The sequence below is a fragment of the Limosilactobacillus pontis DSM 8475 genome (assembly GCF_001435345.1).
In the GTDB taxonomy this organism is placed as follows: domain Bacteria; phylum Bacillota; class Bacilli; order Lactobacillales; family Lactobacillaceae; genus Limosilactobacillus; species Limosilactobacillus pontis.
The window spans coordinates 33,972-51,339 of the sequence record NZ_AZGO01000058.1 but is presented as its reverse complement, the minus strand read 5'-3'; the positions used below and the strand labels follow the sequence as shown (position 1 = coordinate 51,339).

The window sequence follows — 17,368 nt, the reverse complement described above, 5'->3', positions numbered from 1 at the left end:
TAGCCTTTTTTATGTCACTCCCCTAGCCGGTAGATGGGAATTACCGGGCCAGGCTTGTTCTGAACGGGCTTCCCCTGATAAAGTTCATCATCCTCTTGGGCCTGCTGACGGGTCCGAATCCCGCTTTGTCGGTAACGACTGAGGATTCGGTCTAGGTAGTTGAAACGCGGCTTGTCAGCGTAAAGGGCCATTGAGCCGATGGCAAAGCAGACCACATCAGACGACAGATCCCCGATGTAATCGGCGAGCAGTTGTTGTTGGGTGGGATTGAGTTTGATGTGGAGGTTCTTGAGTTTGGCTTCAGCAGGACTAGTAGTCTGAATTAAACTATCCTTACCCTTACTCTTACCTAACCTATCCTGACCTAACCTAACCTGTGGATCCATTTTGGAACCATTTTGGATCCGTTCTGGTTCCACAGTGTCTTCGGGGGTGACTTCAGCCGCCAGTTGATAACGCCGATTGCGGTCGACCACCAGCAGCTGGCGGTCCGTCGTATAAATGGTCGGCGTGTAGCGGTCCTTCTTGACGTAGTTGGACACCAGCCAGTCCCGGATGGCAACCACCCCGTCTTCGAAGAGAATCAGGTAGCCCTTCTCGACCAGGGCCTTGAGGTCGTCTTCACTCGCCCCGATCATCCGCCGAAGCGACTTGGGATTGCCGACAAAGCCGTCATCGTCGGCGTGCATCCCCAGGTGAAAGTACAGGGTCTGAGCGGTCAGAGCCATGTCGAGGAAGCGATCCGTTTCAACCACCTTTTGACTAAACATCCTTCGTTGTGCCATACTTTTTTCTCCTCCGTAATATCCAATGATTAGGCACGTCTGCGTCAAGCGACAGACTTCCCCACTTTTAAATACGGCTGACGTGGACCTGATGTAAACTCGGCATGATCGGCCTCATTTAAAAAGTCTGCGTGACGACGGCATCACGCAGACTTTTTAAATCGGGCAAATTAGCGCGGAAAGCCACCTACTTGCCCCCTATTCGCCCCTTTTCAGGGTTTCACAACACTTAAATTGTTGATATAGCGCCATTCCAACGGCTTATCTCTTCTTTTTGCCCCAGTATTGGAAGAGGTCGGTCCGCAATGCCCCGTTGTAGAGCTTACGCCGCTTGGTGGCTGGCGCACCATAGTACTTCTCGAACTCCATGTCGGCCGTCAGAATGTACTTGCTCCAGGTAGTCAGCGGTCGGTAGAGGTCCCCCATCTGCCGGTAGAGCTCGTGGACCGCCTCATGGTCGGACAACCGCTCCCCGTATGGCGGGTTGGCGACGATAACCCCGTTGATCTCATCGGTGTGCCAGTCCTTGACTGCCAATTGCTTAAAGGTGATGTCGTGGGTCAACCCCGCCGCCCGGCAGTTTTCGTCGGCGATGTCGATCATGTTCTGGTCGATATCGTAGCCGTGGATCTCCAGCTCAACGTCATAGTCAGCCGCCGCGTCCGCCTCATCGCGGACCTCATCGGACAGGCCATCCGGGGTCAGGTTGACCCACTGCTCACAGATAAAGGAGCGGTTGATCCCCGGGGCGATGTTGTGCCCGTACAAGGCGGCCTCGATCGGGATCGTCCCCGAACCGCAGACCGGGTCGACAAACGGGTTGTCCGGGAACCAGTGAGCCAGCATCACCAGGGCCGCCGCCATGTTTTCCTTGAGTGGTGCGCCCCCCTTGTTCTTCCGGTAGCCCCGCTTAAAGAGGCCCTCACCGGTGGTGTCCAGTGTCAGTAAAACGTGGTCCTTGTTGATCGCCACTTCCAACGGGTACAGGGCCCCGGTTTCCGGCAGGCGGGTCCGCCGGTGGTAAAAGCGACTCAGCCGCTGGACGATTGCCTTCTTCACGATCGCCTGGACGCTCGGTACGTTATGTAGCTGGGAGTGGTGACTCTTCCCTTCGACCGGGAACTGGGCATCGACCGGTAGGAAGTCCTCCCAGGGCAGGTCGGTGGTCAAATCGAACAGCTCCTCAAAGCTGCGGGCATCGAACTCGCCGACCACGATCTTGACCCGGTCCGCGGTCCGCAGCCAGAGGTTGGTCTTCAAAATGTCCTTCATGTCTCCCTGGTAGCGGACCCGGCCGTTCTCCACCCGGGTGTCATAGCCCAGTCGGCGCAGCTCTTTGCCGACCAGGGCCTCGATGCCGGCCGCCACCGTCGCGATCAATTGATACTTTTCCAAAATAATTGCTCCTTTGCTTCGTAGTGCTACCAGTATTCTACCATAATAAAAGCGGGCCCATGACCACAGATCACGTTCCCACTTGCCAAATTAATACTGATCCTCGTGCATCGACTCCGGCCAGCCGTCGAGGGCCTGCTTACGGTCGAGGCCCTCTAAGACGTGCAGGTCGGCACTGTCCAGCACAAAGCTGAAGAGGTCCCGGTTCTGGGCCATATGCTCCGGATTCAGGGTCTTGGGAATCACCACAACCCCCTCCTGGTTGAGAAAGCGCAGGACGATCTGAGCCGGGGTCCGGTGGTACTTGGCTGCGATCTTGACCAGCTCCGGGGCGTCCATGAAGCCCGGCTGTCCTTCACCCAGCGGGGCGTAGGATTCGTGAATGATTCCCCGACTGGCCAGGAAGGCATGCATCCGCTTCTGCTGCCAGCGCAGGTGGGTCTCGATCTGGTCAACCATCGGCACGACCGTCGAGTTGTCGATGATCGTCTGGACCTGGGCGGCATTGAAGTTGCTCAGCCCAATCGCCCGCACTTTACCGTCCTGGTAGGCATCCCCAAGCGCCCGGTAGGTCTCCAGGTCGTTGCCAGTTGGCCAGTGGATCAATACCAGGTCGAAGTAGTCGTGGTTGAACCGGTTCAACGACTCGTCCAGCCCCCGCTTGGTCTCGGCATAGCCACTGGTCTGGACCTTGGTCGTCACGAAGACTTGATCGCGGGCCAGGCCGCTCTCGGTCAGGGCCGCGCCGACCCCGGATTCGTTACCGTAGTACTGGGCGGTGTCGATCAACCGGTAGCCGGTGCGCAGGGCCTGGAGAACATTGTCCCGGGTCGTGGTGATCGGAATCTGGTAGGTCCCGTAGCCAACCATTGGCATGACCACGTCATTGTTCAAACGTACTGTTTTCATCAAAACCACTCCTTTATCATCGTTAACGCATACCCTTATTATACACCCGCCCCAATTTTTAAAAATAAAAAACCCGGACGAATCCGGGTACCTGTTTGCAAGCATCTGTAGGCCATGTTTTGTCGTAGGACCACCACCAGGTAATGATGGCCCCGAGGTAATCATCTATCTCAGAGTAAAAACTCTCCCCTGGAATCACTTCAATTCGTTATCCAAAGCTCCCCTACCGTAGTTTGGGTTTACCGCTTGAGGGGTTTACCGCGTTCCACCAAGTCGGTTTCCCGACTTGTATCGTCACTGTGGCACTTTTCAGGAATACTCGGGCATAGAAAACCTTAGCCGTTTTTTCCGCCGTCACCGAAGAATCGGTGCCCCGCCTTATTTTTTCAGCGAGCACAAACACTACAGGCATCGCAGCCTGTGCGAGCATGGACCTTCCTAACACAACAAAAGCTGTGCTCAATTACCCAAAGCTTGCAAAATATTCAGTTTTAAGTAGTCTCCTATAGCAGGTGCGAATCGTCTTGGCCTTCGCCGCCATTGATCTGGGAGCCGAAAACCCGCCGTTCCAGGTTGGACAACCGCTTCAGAATATCCATGTTCGTGGCGTTAGAAACCGGCTGCTGGTTGCTGCTGTGGGCACTCATCGTTGACCCTACCTCAACCTGCCGATTTAATTCGTCGACCTTGGTCCGCAGACGCTCGTTCTCGTTGTTTAAACGGTCAAGCTCCTTGTTATAGGTGTCGTAGTCCTTGATAACATCGTCAAGGAAGGCATCGACATCAGCTTCATCATAGCCCTTACCAATGTTTCTTTCCTTAAACTGCTTATGCAAGATATCTTGCGGCGTAAACTTAATGCTATCCAACTCAAACACCCCAATCATTTAGCTATACGTGACACAATAATTATTTTACCAAATTCCCGGCCAAATTCAAGGGTCATTCCTGATTTTTATTTCGTTGGTCCTCCTGCCACTCGACCGCCGTCTCCTGGAGCTCGTCAAAGTCAATCAGGGTGATCGGGTAGTCTCCCTGCTCCTGGTAGCGCTGGGCCTGGCGGTAGTCGTACTTGGGCTTGCCCTCATACTCGGGATCGTAGACCATCAACATGCCATCCGTGTGGGTCAGCATGAAGCGCTGGTAAGCCCGCAGTTGCTGGGGCGACTGGTAGGGGTGGTCGGTGACCGGCGCCGTGAAATCGACTCGGCCCTTGACCACTGCCAGTTTTTCCTGGTTACCCTCATTCCAGCGCTGGTCAAACTCCGTGTAGGGTTCCATCAGGGCTAACCGGAGCTGGGGATAATCATCCTTAAGGTCCAGCCCACACTCTAATGCCCACCGCTCGACCCCCATCTGCGGTCCCGAGATCAGCCAGCACTCCTCTTCATCCTCCTCCAGGTAGTTTTTCAAATAGTCGGTTAGGACCTTCTTAATGACCTGAACCTTGGGATCATCCTCTTTAAAGACGTTCAATTCATAGCTGCGATAACCGGTTACCCATAGGCGCCGCATCGAACCCACCTCCGTAACATTTCTGTATCATCATTTTACCCGACATTCTGGTATAATATAAGGCTAGTTAGGAGAGTGATGCAGAAAATGAAGATTCACTATCCCAATGGTCAACACCCGCAGCAGGCATACCATGCCAGCCGCGATCTGCCGACTCCCCACCGGTCCATCTATGCCAAGCGGGGAATGTCACTAGAGGATGAAATCAACCACAGTAACCAGTACTACCTGGCCCGCCACATCGCGGTGATCCACAAGAAGCCAACCCCGATTCAGTTGGTCAAGGTCGATTACCCCAAGCGCAGTGCGGCCGTGATCCGGGAGGCCTACTTCCGCCGCCCGTCAACTACCGATTACAATGGTATCTACCGGGGACGCTACATCGACTTCGATGCCAAGGAGACGCGCAACCGCCGCTCCTTTCCCCTGAAGAACTTTCATCCCCACCAGATCAACCACATGCGGGAGTGTGTCAACCAAGGCGGGATTTGCTTTGCCTTCATCAAGTTTACCGACCTGGACCTCGTCTACCTATTACCAGCAACCATTCTATTCCATTATTGGGACGAGGCGGACCAGGGCGGCCGCAAATCAATCACCTTGACCGATATTCAGCACTGGGGCTTCCAGATTGAATACCAGCTCAACCCCCGCCTACCATATTTAAAGGCAGTCGATCAGATCATCGCTGCCGAGCACAAAGGAGTTTATCATGACAAGTAATGATCAACCGCGTCGTAGCGACCGCCACCGGCCGGACTACGACGATTATGACTACGATGATGAACCACGCCGGGGCGGACTCGCCAAGCGAATCCTCCTCTGGGCACTGGGAATCATCGTCCTGCTCTTCGTGGCGGGAACCGCCCTCTTCTTCTACTACGCCTCCAGCGCTCCCCGGATCAGCCGGAGTGAGCTCGCCGGTCAGAGTACCACCACAATCTATGACGACCAGAACCGGATCATCTCCCGCCTGGGCGCCCAGAAGCGTGAGGTGGCCAAGAGCGACCAGGTGCCTGATAACCTCAAGCACGCCGTCGTCGCCATCGAGGACCGGCGCTTCTACAAGCACCACGGGGTCGACCCGATCCGGATCGTCGGGGCGGCCACGGCCAACATCTTCGGCCGCTCCGCCGGGATGCAGGGTGGGAGTACCCTGACCCAGCAGCTGGTCAAGCTGTCGGTCTTCTCGACGGCCACCTCGGACCGGACCTTCAAACGCAAGGCCCAGGAAGCCTGGCTGGCGATCAACGTCGAGCGCCACTTCAGCAAGAACCAGATTCTCGATTTCTACATTAATAAGGTCTACATGGGTAACGGGGTCTACGGAATGCAGACCGCGGCCCAGTACTACTATGGTAAGGACCTCGACGAGCTAGACCTCCCCCAGCTGGCCCTGCTCGCCGGAATGCCGCAATCACCGTCCTACTACAACCCGCTGGCCGACAACACCAGGTACGCCACCCAACGGCGTAACGAGGTCTTAGACGCCATGGTCCGTAGCAAGTATATCTCCCAGTCCCAGGCCAACCAGGCGGCCAGCGAAAGCATCACCGACGGCCTGGATCCCGACCACGGTAACACCTCTAACAACGGCACCGGGGTCAAGGAAAAGGTCATCGACGCCTACGTCAAGCAGGTGCTGGCTGACCTGGAGGCCCGGGGTTACAACCCCTACAGCGATGGGCTGAAGGTTCACACCAATCTCGACCTCGACGCCCAACGACACCTCTACGACGCTGCCAACAACACCGTCTCCTTCCAGGGGAACAACATGCAGACCGGGGTAGCCGTCACCGATCCCCACAACGGGCAGATCGTGGCCATGCTCGGTGGTCGCCACACCGGCAACGTCATCTACGGGTTGAACCGGGCCGTCCAGACCAACCGGAGTTCCGGTTCGACTGCTAAGCCACTGATGGACTACGGCCCGGCCATCGAGTACCTCCAATGGCCAACCTTCAAGCGAGTCCAGGATACCAAGTTCGTCTACCCTGGGACCAACAAGGTCTTACGGGACTTCGATAATAAGTACAAGGGTTCCATGACCATGCGGGCCGCCCTCGTTCAATCGCGGAACGTTCCCGCCATCCGGACCCTCCAGGAGGTCGGCATCAAACGGGCCACTGACTTTGTCAACGGCCTGGGGATCTCGCAGAAGGATCCGTACACCCTGCAGAGCGGGATTGCCCTCTACATTTCCCCACTCCAGGTATCGGCTGCCTACGCGGCCTTTGCCAACGGGGGAACCTACTACAAGCCGTACTACATCAGTTCCATCACCACCCAGGACGGCAACATCAAGCAGATCAACCCGCAAGGTAAGCGGGCAATGAATCGGGCAACAGCCTACATGATCACCGACATGCTCAAGGGCGTCTTCAACGCCTCTGACCAAGGAAGTGCCAGCGCCGCCAAGCTCGACGGGGTCAACCAGGCTGGGAAGACCGGGACGACCAACTACCCATCCGGTAGTGGTCACTCCGGCGCCATGGACTCCTGGATGGCCGGTTACACCAAGAACTACTCGATCGCCGTCTGGACCGGCTACGACCGCCCAATGCAGTCACCAGGCCTCAGCGATTCCGGTACCCAGTCCGCCATCCTCTTGTACAAGGACCTGATGAGCTACCTCGACAGTCAAAACCACGCCAGCAACTGGGCAATGCCCGACACGGTCGAGGCCGTCCGGGTCAACGGCAAGCGCCAGCTAGTCATCAAGGACTCCAAGTGGGCCCTCGAATACGCCGCTGATGACAGCAACGACGATAGCGGTCAGGATAATGACCACTCATCATCGTCATCATCATCCAGCTCCAGTCACAGCGAATCAAGTGGCAGTGAATCAAACAGTGAAAGTGGTCGACACAATGGCGAGTCCTCCTCGTCTAGTGCGTCCTCATCCTCAGCCGCTAGCTCATCATCGGCTTCGGCGGCCTCCACACCGTCAACGGCCCCTACGAACAACGCGCAACCCGCTAACAACGGTCAATAGTCAAGCATAAGCAAAAGCGCTGAGCGCCAACTACGAATTTCAGTTGGCACTCAGCGCTTTTTAGTATCTTATTATGTTGGTTGCTAGACTCCCTTGAGTTTGCGACGCCGGCCCTCCTGCAGGATATAGATAGCCAGAATCACCAGGATGATGCCCAGGATCTCGACCCAGTTGAGAACCAGGTGGAAGAAGATCACACTCAGGACCGAGGTGACAATCGGCTGGAGGGCATCCATGATGCTGACCACGTCCGACGGGGCGAACTTGGTGGCCTCCATCAGCAAGCCGAAGGGCAGGATCGTCCCGAACAGGACGACGGTGCCGACCGAGGCCACCAGGGTCGTGGAGATCTGCGGTGGGTTGACCCAGAACGGTCGGTAGAGGTTGAAGAGGATCCCGGCGATCATCGTCCCCCAGCCGAGGACGATGATCGGCGGGTTCTTCTCGGCCGCCTTTTGCGGCAGAACCACGTAGAAGGCGGCGGTGATCCCGGAGCCGATCCCCCACATCAGGGAGTCAAACGGGATCGCCAGCCTGGTGATGTTGCCCCGGGTGATGCTCAAGACAACCCCTAACAGGGCGATGACGAAGGCGCTGATGTCGCTTCTAAACGGACGGCGGTGGAGAAAGACAATCCCGCCGAGCACGATGAAGAGCGGTGACAGGTACTGGAGGATCGTGGCGGCCGAGGCATTTCCCCGCTGGATGGCGTAGTAGAAGGTCAATAGGTTCGCCATCAGGCCGAAAATCGCGTAGGTGACCACCGAGATGGTCGTCGCCCGGGTAGCAAAGACGTTGAAGATCCGCTTGCCATACATGAAGGCGCTGATCGTCAGCAGGATAACCCCGGTAACCAGGGTCCGAACGGAGAGCATCCAAGTGGCTGGGATGGCCAGGTTCTGCGAGATCAGCTGGAGGACCGTCCCGGAGATCCCCCACATGGTTGAGGCCAAGGCGGCGATGCCGATTCCCTTCATGACTTGGTGTGACGCGTTTTGCATTGCATTCATTCCTTTCTGTTATTCACCCAGTTTGTAGATTGGGATCTTGGGGCCAGCCGAGCGGGGCTGGCTCCCCTGTGTTGGTGTCTGCCCGGCGCGGCGGCTCTCAAACTGGCGCTCGTGTTCATTGATGTCGTGCTCACTCCGCAGTCCCTGGTGGGCCCAGCTCTGCAGGATCCGCTCCATGTACTGGAGGTTTACGGCGCTGTTCATCACTGCCTGACGAAGGGCCAGCTTGATCATCGCCGGCGTGTAGGCATCCTTGTCTAACCAGTCGTTGACGATCTGGAGTTCCATCGAGGAGAGGGTCCGGCCAAACTCGTTCTCCAGGGTCGCAAAGACCTGCTGGCGGCTATTCTGGCTGGCCTCCTCATGGTCGGTCGTGGTCGCCTGATCCTCCAGGAGGGCCAGCTTGTTCAGCAGCGGGCTGAAGTCGTAGATGGCGTCCTCCTTACCGTCTGGTAGCCGACGCATCCCCTGCTCCACCAGGTGGTTGGTCATCATCTGGTGGAGCTGGTTAAAGACCTGGTTCTCGCTGGTACCAAGGTTCTTGGCGATCACCCGGACATCAGGATTCATCGTTCCCCGGTCCTGGTAGGACTTAAACTGCAGGTACAAGACCAATTGGGCGGTCGACATGCCGATCTGCTTGTAGTGGTGGACCAGCAGGTTGCTAATCGTCGTCTGGCCGGCACGGATGTAGCGTTGCAGCGGTGTTTCTTCTGTCACAATCATCACCATTCCCTTCGTGACAAACTAAGAGAGGAATCATAACCATGGTTACAACTCCTCTTCCTAAAACTACAGGTTATTGATATTTTGAATATAGCGACCGTTTTTGAAATTAATCAGGTCGTAGCACAGGCTCCCCTTGTGGTTGCGGTAGGTAACCTCCCAGACCACCTTGTTGTTGAAGACGCCGGGGGCAACCTTCAGGATCGTGGCCGGGTGCCGGGTCGCAGTGATCATCGAGCGCACCTGTTGTTCGCTAATCCCCGCGCGCTGTTTGACCACCCGGATATTGCCACCGTGCTGGGGGACAATCACCAGGATCGGTTGGTTATCCTGGTTCTTACCAGCCACCGTGTAGTAGGTGCTCTCCCGGTTATAGATGTAGAAGTGACCCGCACTATGCAGGTGGGCATACTTTTCAGTCAAAGAGATCGTCTGCCGGCGGGCGGCGGCCCGTGGTTGATTGGCAACCGCGTAGACACTCCAGCCCAGCAGCAATAGCACTAGGATTGTAAGTAGTATATTTCGAATCGTGCGCAGCGCCGAACCACGACTCTGCTCGCGCTGCACTTCGCGACGACTTTGCATGTAATTATTCCCTTCTTACGTCTGACGAACGATTCGTCAACAATCATGTTAATCTTTATGATTATACCAGATAATTTACTTTTCGGGGTGGCGATGATTCTTTTTGATGAAATTATTTGCCGTCGCCATCAGCTGGTCAGTCGGCAACTCCATGATTGGCAGGTCCTTCGGGAAACTCTTCAGGATCGTCGCCCCATAGCGCCGGCTGTGGAGACGAGAATCGAGGATCGCCGCGACCCCGTTGTCGTCAGCGGTCCGGATCAGGCGGCCAACCCCCTGACGCAGGCGCATTGTCGCCTTAGGCAGGGCGGCCCCGTAGAAGGGGTTGCGACCCTCACGCTTGAGCAGGTCGTGGTAGGCCCGGGTCATCACCTCATCGGGGGCGTCAAACGGCAGCCGGGTGATGATCAAAAGCTCCAGGGCGGTCTTGGGCAGGTCAACCCCCTCCCAGAAACTAGCGGCGCCGAGCAGGATGGCGTTCTTGCCATTGGCAAACTGCTTGAGCAGCTTCTCCCGGCCGCCGGTGATTCCCTGGGCCAGGATGTCACGCTGGTCGAAGAGGTCGGTGCCGCGCAGCTGGCTGTAAACCTGTTCGATCATCACCAGGGAGTTGAAGAGGATCATCGTCTGGCAGTCGGTCTGCTTGGTCAGCTGATAGATCGTCCTGCTCAGGTAGCGGACGTACTCGGCGTTGTTCTTGCGGTTGGGCACCGGGGCGTCGGTGGCCACCAGGAGACGGGCATGCTGCTGGTAGTTAAATGGCGAAGCGAAGCGCTTGGCCAAGGTCGACTGCCGGTCAAGGTCCAGCTGCTGGTAAAGGTAGCGCGACCGGCTCGATGAGAAGAGGGTCGCGCCGACGAAGAGCGGCTGTGCGAAGTACGGGTAGACGTTTTCGGTTAGGTAGTGGTTGACCGCCAGCAGGCCCCCGGTCAGTTGCATGGCGCTGTACTCGCTCGACTGGCGGATGGTGAGCCAGAAGGCCGCCGCGTCCCTCCGCTGGCGCAGGGTCTCGTTGTACTTATTCAGGGTGGCATCGGCGGCGGTCAGCTTAGCCATCTGGCTCTGGAACTGGCTCATTAGGTAGCGATCGCTGGGCAGCCAACGGTCGGCCTGCTGGTTGAAGATGTGCTGGAGGGCCGAGAAATGCAGCTGGACACTGCCTAGGGCCTGTTCCAGTTCCATCATCACCGGCCCACTGACGTCGAGGAGCTGGGCGAGCTGCTGATTATCCAGTTCTTGTTCGATCAGCTCGTTCTCCCCACCGGCCGTTGTCTGCTGGCCAAACTGGCGGTAGAGGGCCTGCTGGAAGCGGTTGAGGGCCTCATCAAGGGTGGTCAGGTCGCCGCGCAGGAGCTCGACATTGTAGCTGGCCAGGGCATGGTCGGCAAAGATATCAGCCAGGTTGCGGTCCTCACCATTGCTGACCAGGCCGGTCAGGACGTGGATGGCGGTCCGCAAGCGGGGGAAGGAGAAGCTCCGCCGCGACCGGTGCAGGATGCTGTCGCTGAGGTGCTGGGCCTCGTCAACCACCAGGTACGGCCGCCGGGTCCCGTCACCCAGTTCCTGGGCGTGGGCCACCAGGTAGGCATGGTTGGTAATCACAATGTTGGCCTGCTTGAGCCGCTTATCACGACGGACGAGGAAGTCATCGTTGTAGAGCTCACTGGCCGGGTTGAGGCTCTTGACCCCGTGATGGCGGATCTCGGTGAAGTACGGCGACTGCTGGGTGGTCAGGTTAAGCTCGTCCAAATCCCCGCTGGTCGTCTCAATCAGCCAGACCAGGATCCGGGCCTTGAGCAATTGGACCAGCTTGGAGTCCTCGATCACGCTCAGCGAGTGGGCAAACTTAGCTAGGTCCAGGTAGTGGTCGTTGCCCTTGACGACCACCGCATTCATCTTAAAGGGCAGGACACCGTTGAGCTGGTGGACCGCCTGCTGGGCAATCTGCTGCTGGAGGAGATTGGTGGCGGTGCTGACCACGATCCGCTTGTCGGGATGGGCCACGTAGCTCAGCGGCAGGAGGTAGCCCAGGGTCTTCCCGCTCCCAGTCCCGGCCTCGACAATCATGTTCTTGGGCTCGTCGTGGGTGTAGTTATTATAGATACTATTCATCATCTTGGATTGGACCGTCCGGACGGTCAGCTGGTCGCCGAAGAGCTTGGCCTTCCCCCGCTTGGTTGAGGGGTAGCGTGGTGCGGCAGATGGCTTATCGACGGTTAGGGGCCGCTGCTTGTGGAGGACCAGGCCGTGGCTGACGTAGAGGTCGTCGGCAAGCGGCAGCGGGTGGTCAACCCGGCGTTTCAGTTCCTGGGCAAAAACCTCGCTAGTCCGCTGGGGCAGGGCTAGTTGCAGGTCAACGATCTTGCTCAGGGTCAGGGTCGGCAAACGGTGCAGCCGGTCGAGCAGGTCGATCAGCAGCTGGGCAGTCGCCTCGGCATCGGAGACCGCGCTGTGCGGGTGGTCGTGCTCAATCGCCAGGCTGCTGGTCAGGTCCCGCAGACGGAAGCTCTGGGCGGTCGGCAGCAGGATCTGGCTCATCGTCACCGTGTCGATTGCCGGAATCGACAGCTGGGGGTAGCCGGCCCGTTCCAACTCCGCGTTTAAAAACGGAAAATCGAAGTTAACGTTATGGGCCACGAAGATTGTCCCCGACAACAGGCTGTAGATCGTGCCGGCGACGTCCTCAAAGAGCGGGGCGTGCCGGACATCCTGATTGTGGATCCCGGTCAGCTGAACAATCGTGTGCGGGATCTTCTCCCGGGGGTTAACCTTGGTCTCAAATTGGTTGATGATCTGACCATCCTGAACCAGCACACAGCCAATCTGGATGATCCGATCGCCGTGGTTCACATTGGTCCCGGTCGTCTCCAGGTCGACCACGGCGTAAATCGGCGCCTGCTTATCACGTTTGGCGCGGCGCGTTGTTTTCTGTTTCTTCACAATTATCACCGAATCTCTTCAATAATTTACTTCCTATATGATACACCATCAAGCGCGCGTTTGTCTTTGTCTGCCCCCACCACCGGCAGAATCCTGGTCAATTATTTAGATTTAGTAACAAGTCGGGGTCGCCCCTTTTCTAATAATCAATTTTAAGTTATGATGAAGAATGGAATTTTTGAGAAGAAAGTAGGTTACGATGGTGAAAGAACAAGGGATTGGCACGAGTCACGCGAAAATCATCTTAATGGGGGAGCACAGCGTCGTCTACGGCCAGCCGGCCATCGCCCTGCCCCTACCCTCGGTTAAGCTGACCGTCACCCTAACGCCGGCCGACCAGGGTCAGACCGTCACCAGCCGCTACTTCACCGGTGACTGGCACGACCTGCCGCCGGTCATGGCGGGCGTCGGCAAGCTGATTGCGACCCTGGTTACCCGCTTCAATGGCCAGGATGACCACTGGGAGTTAACCATCGATAGCCAGCTCCCTGCCGAGCGCGGGATGGGGTCGTCAGCGGCGACCGCCGTGGCCATTGTCCGGGCCTTCTTCGACTACTACGAGCAGCCACTCAGCCGGGATACTCTCTTAGCCCTGGCGGACGTCGAGGAGCAGATCACCCACCGGAGCCCGTCCGGCCTGGATGCGGCCACGGTCAGCGCTAAGACCCCGCTCTACTACGTCAAGGGGCAGGCCGGCACGCCGATTCCAATGAACTTGCAGGCAACGATGGTGATCGCCGACACCGGCGTCAAGGGCGCCACCAAGGAGGCGATCATGGCCGTTCAGGACCTGCTCCAGGACGATCACGACCGCGCCCAGGGGCACATCGAACACCTGGGAAAGCTGGTCAACGTCAGCCGGCAGTTGCTGGCGGCGGGTGAAGTTTTCAAGTTAGGTACAACGTTAAACGCTGCCCAGCAGGACCTGGTCGCACTGAGGGTCAGTGACGATCAACTCGACCACCTGATCGACGTCGCTACCCACAACGGTGCCCTGGGGGCCAAGCTGACTGGTGGCGGCCGCGGTGGCTGCATGTTTGCCATCACCCGAACCGCCCTGGGGGCCCGCAAGTTGGCGGGAATCTTGAAGGACAATGGCGCTCGAAAGACCTGGATCCAACCGCTAGACACAACACGAGGTGATAACTGATGGCAACGGCTAAAGCACATACCAACATCGCCCTGATCAAGTACTGGGGCAAGAAGGATCAGGACCTGATCATCCCGCAGACTGACAGCCTCTCGATGACCCTGGATGAATTTTACACGACCACCCGGGTTAGCTTCGATCCGGCCCTGACCGCCGATCAAATCACGGTTAATGACCAGCCGGTAACTGGGGACGGGGCGGCACGGATCACTCGTTTTCTGGACATCGTCCGTCAGCTGAGCGGCCGGCATGAATTTGCCCATGTCGACTCCCATAACCACGTGCCAACTGCGGCCGGGCTGGCCTCGTCAGCTTCCGCCTTCGCGGCCCTGGCCGGAGCGGCGAGCCGGGCGGCCGGCTTGGACCTCTCCCGCCGTGATCTGTCGCGCCTGGCCCGACGTGGTTCCGGTTCGGCCACCCGTTCCATCTACGGGGGCCTGGTCGAATGGCACCGCGGCCACGATGACGCCAGCTCCTACGCCGAGCCAATCATGGAAAAGGTCGACTTTGGATTGGAGATGCTGGCAATCATGGTTTCCACCGGCCGCAAGAAGATCTCCAGCCGCTACGGAATGCAGTCCAGCGTGATCAGTTCGCCCTACTACGACTCCTGGAAAGAGGTCGTCGAAAGCGACATGGCCACCATGAAGGCCGCCATCGCCGCTCATGACATCCAAGTCATCGGTCATACTGCCGAGGAGAACGCCCTGCGAATGCACGCCCTGACCCTCTCGGCTGACCCAGGCTACACCTACTTCAACAGCGAGACTCTGAGTGCCATCGCAGCCGTCCGCCGGCTTCGCGAACAGGGCATCAATTGCTACTTCACGATGGATGCCGGCCCCAACGTTAAGGTCATCTATAACCGGGCCGACCGTGACCGAATTGTGGACGGACTTGCTCAGACCTTTGACCGCGACCGCCTGGTGGTTTCCCAAGCCGGCCCCGGGATTGAAATTTGGGATGAAAATAACTGATTAATTATAGGGGGATATTGAAACTTTGATAACTGAAAAAGCACCTGGTAAGTTGTACATCGCTGGCGAATACGCGGTCGTCGAGAACGGCTACCCGGCCATCCTGGTGGCCCTAGACCAATTCGTCACCTGCACGATCAAGGATAGTGCCCGTGAAATCGGCCAGATCATCAGCCAGCAGTACACCAACGACCAGTTGAACTGGCGACGGATGGGCGATCGGCTGGTGGTCGACAAGCGCGACAACCCCTTCTCCTATATCCTGTCAGCCATCCGGATCACGGAGGAATACGCCCGCAGCTTCGAACGCGACCTGCGGATCTACGACATGCAGATCGACAGCCAGCTGGACAGTGCCAACGGCCGCAAGTACGGGCTCGGTTCCTCGGCGGCCGTCACGGTAGCGACCGTCAAGGCACTGTGCCACTACTACCACCTGCCCGTGACCAAGGACGAGATCTTCAAGCTAGCGGCGATCGCCCACTTTGAGGTCCAGGGGAACGGCTCGCTGGGTGACGTGGCGGCCTCGGTCTACGGGGGCTGGATCTCCTACCACTCCTTTGACCGGCAGTGGTTGGCCCAGCAGCGCAAGTACCTCGACCTGAAGAGTCTGATCGACCTCCCTTGGCCAGACCTCAAGATCGAGTCATTGACCGCCCCGCAAAATCTGGAGCTGCTGATTGGCTGGACCGGGAAACCGGCCTCGACCTCCCAGCTGGTCGATAAGATCTCCCTCTTCAAGGCCCGCCAGCAGGATGAATACCACCGCTTCCTCGAGGACAGCAAGGCCTGCATTCAGCGGATGGTCGAGGGCTTCCACCAGCAGGACCTCGATAAGATCAAGGAGGAGATCCGCTTCAACCGTCATCTGCTGAAGCAGCTCGGCGCCAACTCTGGGGTCAACATCGAGACACCGGTGCTCAACCGCCTCTGCCAGATTGCCGAGCACTTCGGCGGGGCTGCCAAGACTTCCGGCGCTGGTGGTGGTGACTGCGGGATCGTGGCCATCGACCGCAACGTCAACTTCAGGGCCGTCCTCAAGTCCTGGACCCAGGAGAAGATCGAACAACTCCCCCTATCCGTCCACTTCATCGACGACGTCAAGTACACGGTGCGCGAACACCTGCCATTAATCTAAGTAAAATTAAAAAGGGTGGTGACAATTCAGTTTGCCACGACCCTTTTTCATTAGGAGGGAAATTTATTATGGAGTCACAACAAGCCCATCGCAAGGATGAGCACCTTTCCTTGGCCACCGCATCCTACCAACGGGCCCATGCCCACCACTACTTTGACCAGGTCCGCCTGATCCACGACGCCCTGCCGGAAACGGCCGTCGCCGCGGTGGACCCCACCGTCCAGCTGGCAGACGGCCTCCAGCTGGAATGGCCCTTCTACCTGGAGGCGATGACCGGCGGCAGCAAACAGGCCACGAAGGTCAACCGGGCCCTGGCTAAACTGGCCCATAAGCACCACCTGGCGATGGCGACCGGCTCGCTCAGCGTTGCCCTCAAGGAAGCAGCGGCCCAACCGTCCTTCACCGTGGTCCGGGAGGCGAATCCGGACGGGATCGTGATCGCCAACCTCGGCGCTGATGCTAGCCTAGACAAGGCTCGGGCCGCCGTGGATCTCCTGGCTGCTGATGCCCTGGAACTCCACTTGAACGCAGCCCAGGAGCTGGTGATGCCCGAGGGTGACCGCCAGTTCTACTGGCTGGACAACATTACCCGCCTGGTTGACGGCCTGGACGTCCCGGTGATTGTCAAGGAGGTCGGCTTCGGGATGAGCAGACGGACCATCGAACGGCTACAGACGGCCGGTGTCCAGCTGATCAACGTCAGCGGTCGGGGCGGGACCAACTTCGCCATGATTGAGAACCGGCGCAACCACCAGCTCGACATGGCCGACCTCGCTGACTGGGGCCAAACCACCCCAGAGTCCCTGCTTGAGGCTCGGGATAGCCAGGCGACCATCATCGCCTCGGGCGGGGTCACCTGCCCCCTCGACGTCGTTAAGGCCGGGGTCCTCGGTGCCCGGGCGGTCGGCGTGGCCGGTTACTTCCTCAACATCCTGGTCCGGGACGGTGCATCAGCCCTCGACCAGGTCCTGACCGATTGGCAGGCACAGCTCCCCCGCCTGCTGACCCTGGTCGGCGCCCAGCACTTCATCGACCTCAGCCGGGTTGACTATGTCCTGACCGGCCCGCTCTACGAATACGCCCAGCAGCGCGGGCTGGTTTAACCACTTGAACGCAAAACGACGAGGCTGGGAAATAAGCTTCTCGGCGTCCTGGACGGCTAGCCTAGAACGGAGGTTAACAGCCTTCGTTCGTGGTCAAATAGACTTGCTACGTTGCGCTAGACGCTAAGGGTGCGCTTACA

15 protein-coding genes and 1 other RNA gene are annotated in these 17,368 nt (G+C 58.1%); 6 read left to right on the top strand and 10 right to left on the bottom strand.

Annotated features, from left to right (window positions below):
- Positions 1 to 14 precede the first annotated feature (14 nt).
- The 6 genes from FD34_RS05770 to FD34_RS05750 form a co-directional block, all read right to left on the bottom strand.
- Complete coding sequence (locus FD34_RS05770) at positions 15 to 785, bottom strand: DnaD domain protein (RefSeq protein ID WP_083479897.1); 771 nt, start codon at positions 783 to 785, stop codon at positions 15 to 17.
- Between the two features lie 261 nt (positions 786 to 1,046).
- A complete protein-coding gene (locus FD34_RS05765; protein ID WP_057807653.1) occupies positions 1,047 to 2,180 on the bottom strand; it encodes a THUMP domain-containing class I SAM-dependent RNA methyltransferase in 1,134 nt (377 codons plus the stop codon).
- Positions 2,181 to 2,270: 90 nt separating this feature from the next.
- Positions 2,271 to 3,089 (bottom strand): aldo/keto reductase, encoded by an 819-nt coding sequence (locus FD34_RS05760; RefSeq protein ID WP_057807650.1) that lies wholly within the window; start codon positions 3,087 to 3,089, stop codon positions 2,271 to 2,273.
- Between the two features lie 103 nt (positions 3,090 to 3,192).
- Positions 3,193 to 3,564: RNase P RNA component class B (rnpB, locus tag FD34_RS08460), an RNA gene on the bottom strand.
- 28 nt (positions 3,565 to 3,592) lie between these two features.
- Positions 3,593 to 3,958: a cell division regulator GpsB gene (gene gpsB, locus FD34_RS05755; protein WP_191980206.1), complete on the bottom strand. Its 366-nt coding sequence runs from the start codon at positions 3,956 to 3,958 to the stop codon at positions 3,593 to 3,595.
- A 73-nt stretch (positions 3,959 to 4,031) separates the two neighbouring features.
- On the bottom strand, positions 4,032 to 4,604 hold the full coding sequence (locus tag FD34_RS05750) for an SLOG family protein (protein WP_057807646.1): 573 nt from the start codon (positions 4,602 to 4,604) through the stop codon (positions 4,032 to 4,034).
- An 87-nt stretch (positions 4,605 to 4,691) separates the two neighbouring features.
- On the opposite strand from FD34_RS05750, the gene recU reads away from it, so the two are divergent.
- Both recU and FD34_RS05740 read left to right on the top strand, forming a co-directional pair.
- Positions 4,692 to 5,327 (top strand): Holliday junction resolvase RecU, encoded by a 636-nt coding sequence (gene recU / locus FD34_RS05745; RefSeq protein ID WP_057807644.1) that lies wholly within the window; start codon positions 4,692 to 4,694, stop codon positions 5,325 to 5,327.
- Entirely contained in the window at positions 5,317 to 7,599 is a 2,283-nt protein-coding gene (locus tag FD34_RS05740) for a PBP1A family penicillin-binding protein (RefSeq protein WP_057807642.1), read from the top strand. Before recU ends, FD34_RS05740 begins: the two co-directional genes overlap by 11 nt.
- A gap of 83 nt (positions 7,600 to 7,682) precedes the next feature.
- Here the strand turns inward: FD34_RS05740 and FD34_RS05735 are convergent, their stop codons facing one another.
- The 4 genes from FD34_RS05735 to FD34_RS05720 form a co-directional block, all read right to left on the bottom strand.
- The gene (locus tag FD34_RS05735) at positions 7,683 to 8,600 is read right to left on the bottom strand and encodes a DMT family transporter (protein WP_057807641.1); all 918 of its coding nucleotides are present in this window, start codon (positions 8,598 to 8,600) and stop codon (positions 7,683 to 7,685) included.
- A gap of 18 nt (positions 8,601 to 8,618) precedes the next feature.
- The gene (locus FD34_RS05730) at positions 8,619 to 9,329 is read right to left on the bottom strand and encodes a DnaD domain protein (RefSeq protein WP_057807727.1); all 711 of its coding nucleotides are present in this window, start codon (positions 9,327 to 9,329) and stop codon (positions 8,619 to 8,621) included.
- Between the two features lie 72 nt (positions 9,330 to 9,401).
- On the bottom strand, positions 9,402 to 9,920 hold the full coding sequence (locus tag FD34_RS05725) for a cell wall elongation regulator TseB-like domain-containing protein (RefSeq protein ID WP_057807639.1): 519 nt from the start codon (positions 9,918 to 9,920) through the stop codon (positions 9,402 to 9,404).
- 75 nt (positions 9,921 to 9,995) lie between these two features.
- Positions 9,996 to 12,860, bottom strand: coding sequence for a helicase C-terminal domain-containing protein (locus tag FD34_RS05720; protein WP_057807637.1), 2,865 nt, complete (start codon positions 12,858 to 12,860; stop codon positions 9,996 to 9,998).
- Between the two features lie 199 nt (positions 12,861 to 13,059).
- Here FD34_RS05720 and mvk point away from each other — a divergent pair, with 199 nt between their 5' ends.
- The 4 genes from mvk to fni all read left to right on the top strand — a co-directional run bounded on the left by mvk (position 13,060) and on the right by fni (position 17,228).
- A complete protein-coding gene (gene mvk, locus FD34_RS05715) occupies positions 13,060 to 14,010 on the top strand; it encodes a mevalonate kinase (RefSeq protein WP_057807635.1) in 951 nt (316 codons plus the stop codon).
- Positions 14,010 to 14,987, top strand: a complete 978-nt coding sequence (gene mvaD / locus FD34_RS05710; protein ID WP_057807633.1) for a diphosphomevalonate decarboxylase — start codon at positions 14,010 to 14,012, stop codon at positions 14,985 to 14,987. Before mvk ends, mvaD begins: the two co-directional genes overlap by 1 nt.
- Positions 14,988 to 15,012: 25 nt before the next feature.
- Entirely contained in the window at positions 15,013 to 16,125 is a 1,113-nt protein-coding gene (locus FD34_RS05705) for a phosphomevalonate kinase (RefSeq protein ID WP_057807632.1), read from the top strand.
- Between the two features lie 65 nt (positions 16,126 to 16,190).
- Positions 16,191 to 17,228 carry a type 2 isopentenyl-diphosphate Delta-isomerase gene (gene fni, locus FD34_RS05700; protein WP_191980207.1) on the top strand — a complete coding sequence of 346 codons (1,038 nt, stop codon included), beginning with the start codon at positions 16,191 to 16,193 and terminating at the stop codon, positions 17,226 to 17,228.
- Positions 17,229 to 17,368 lie beyond the last annotated feature (140 nt).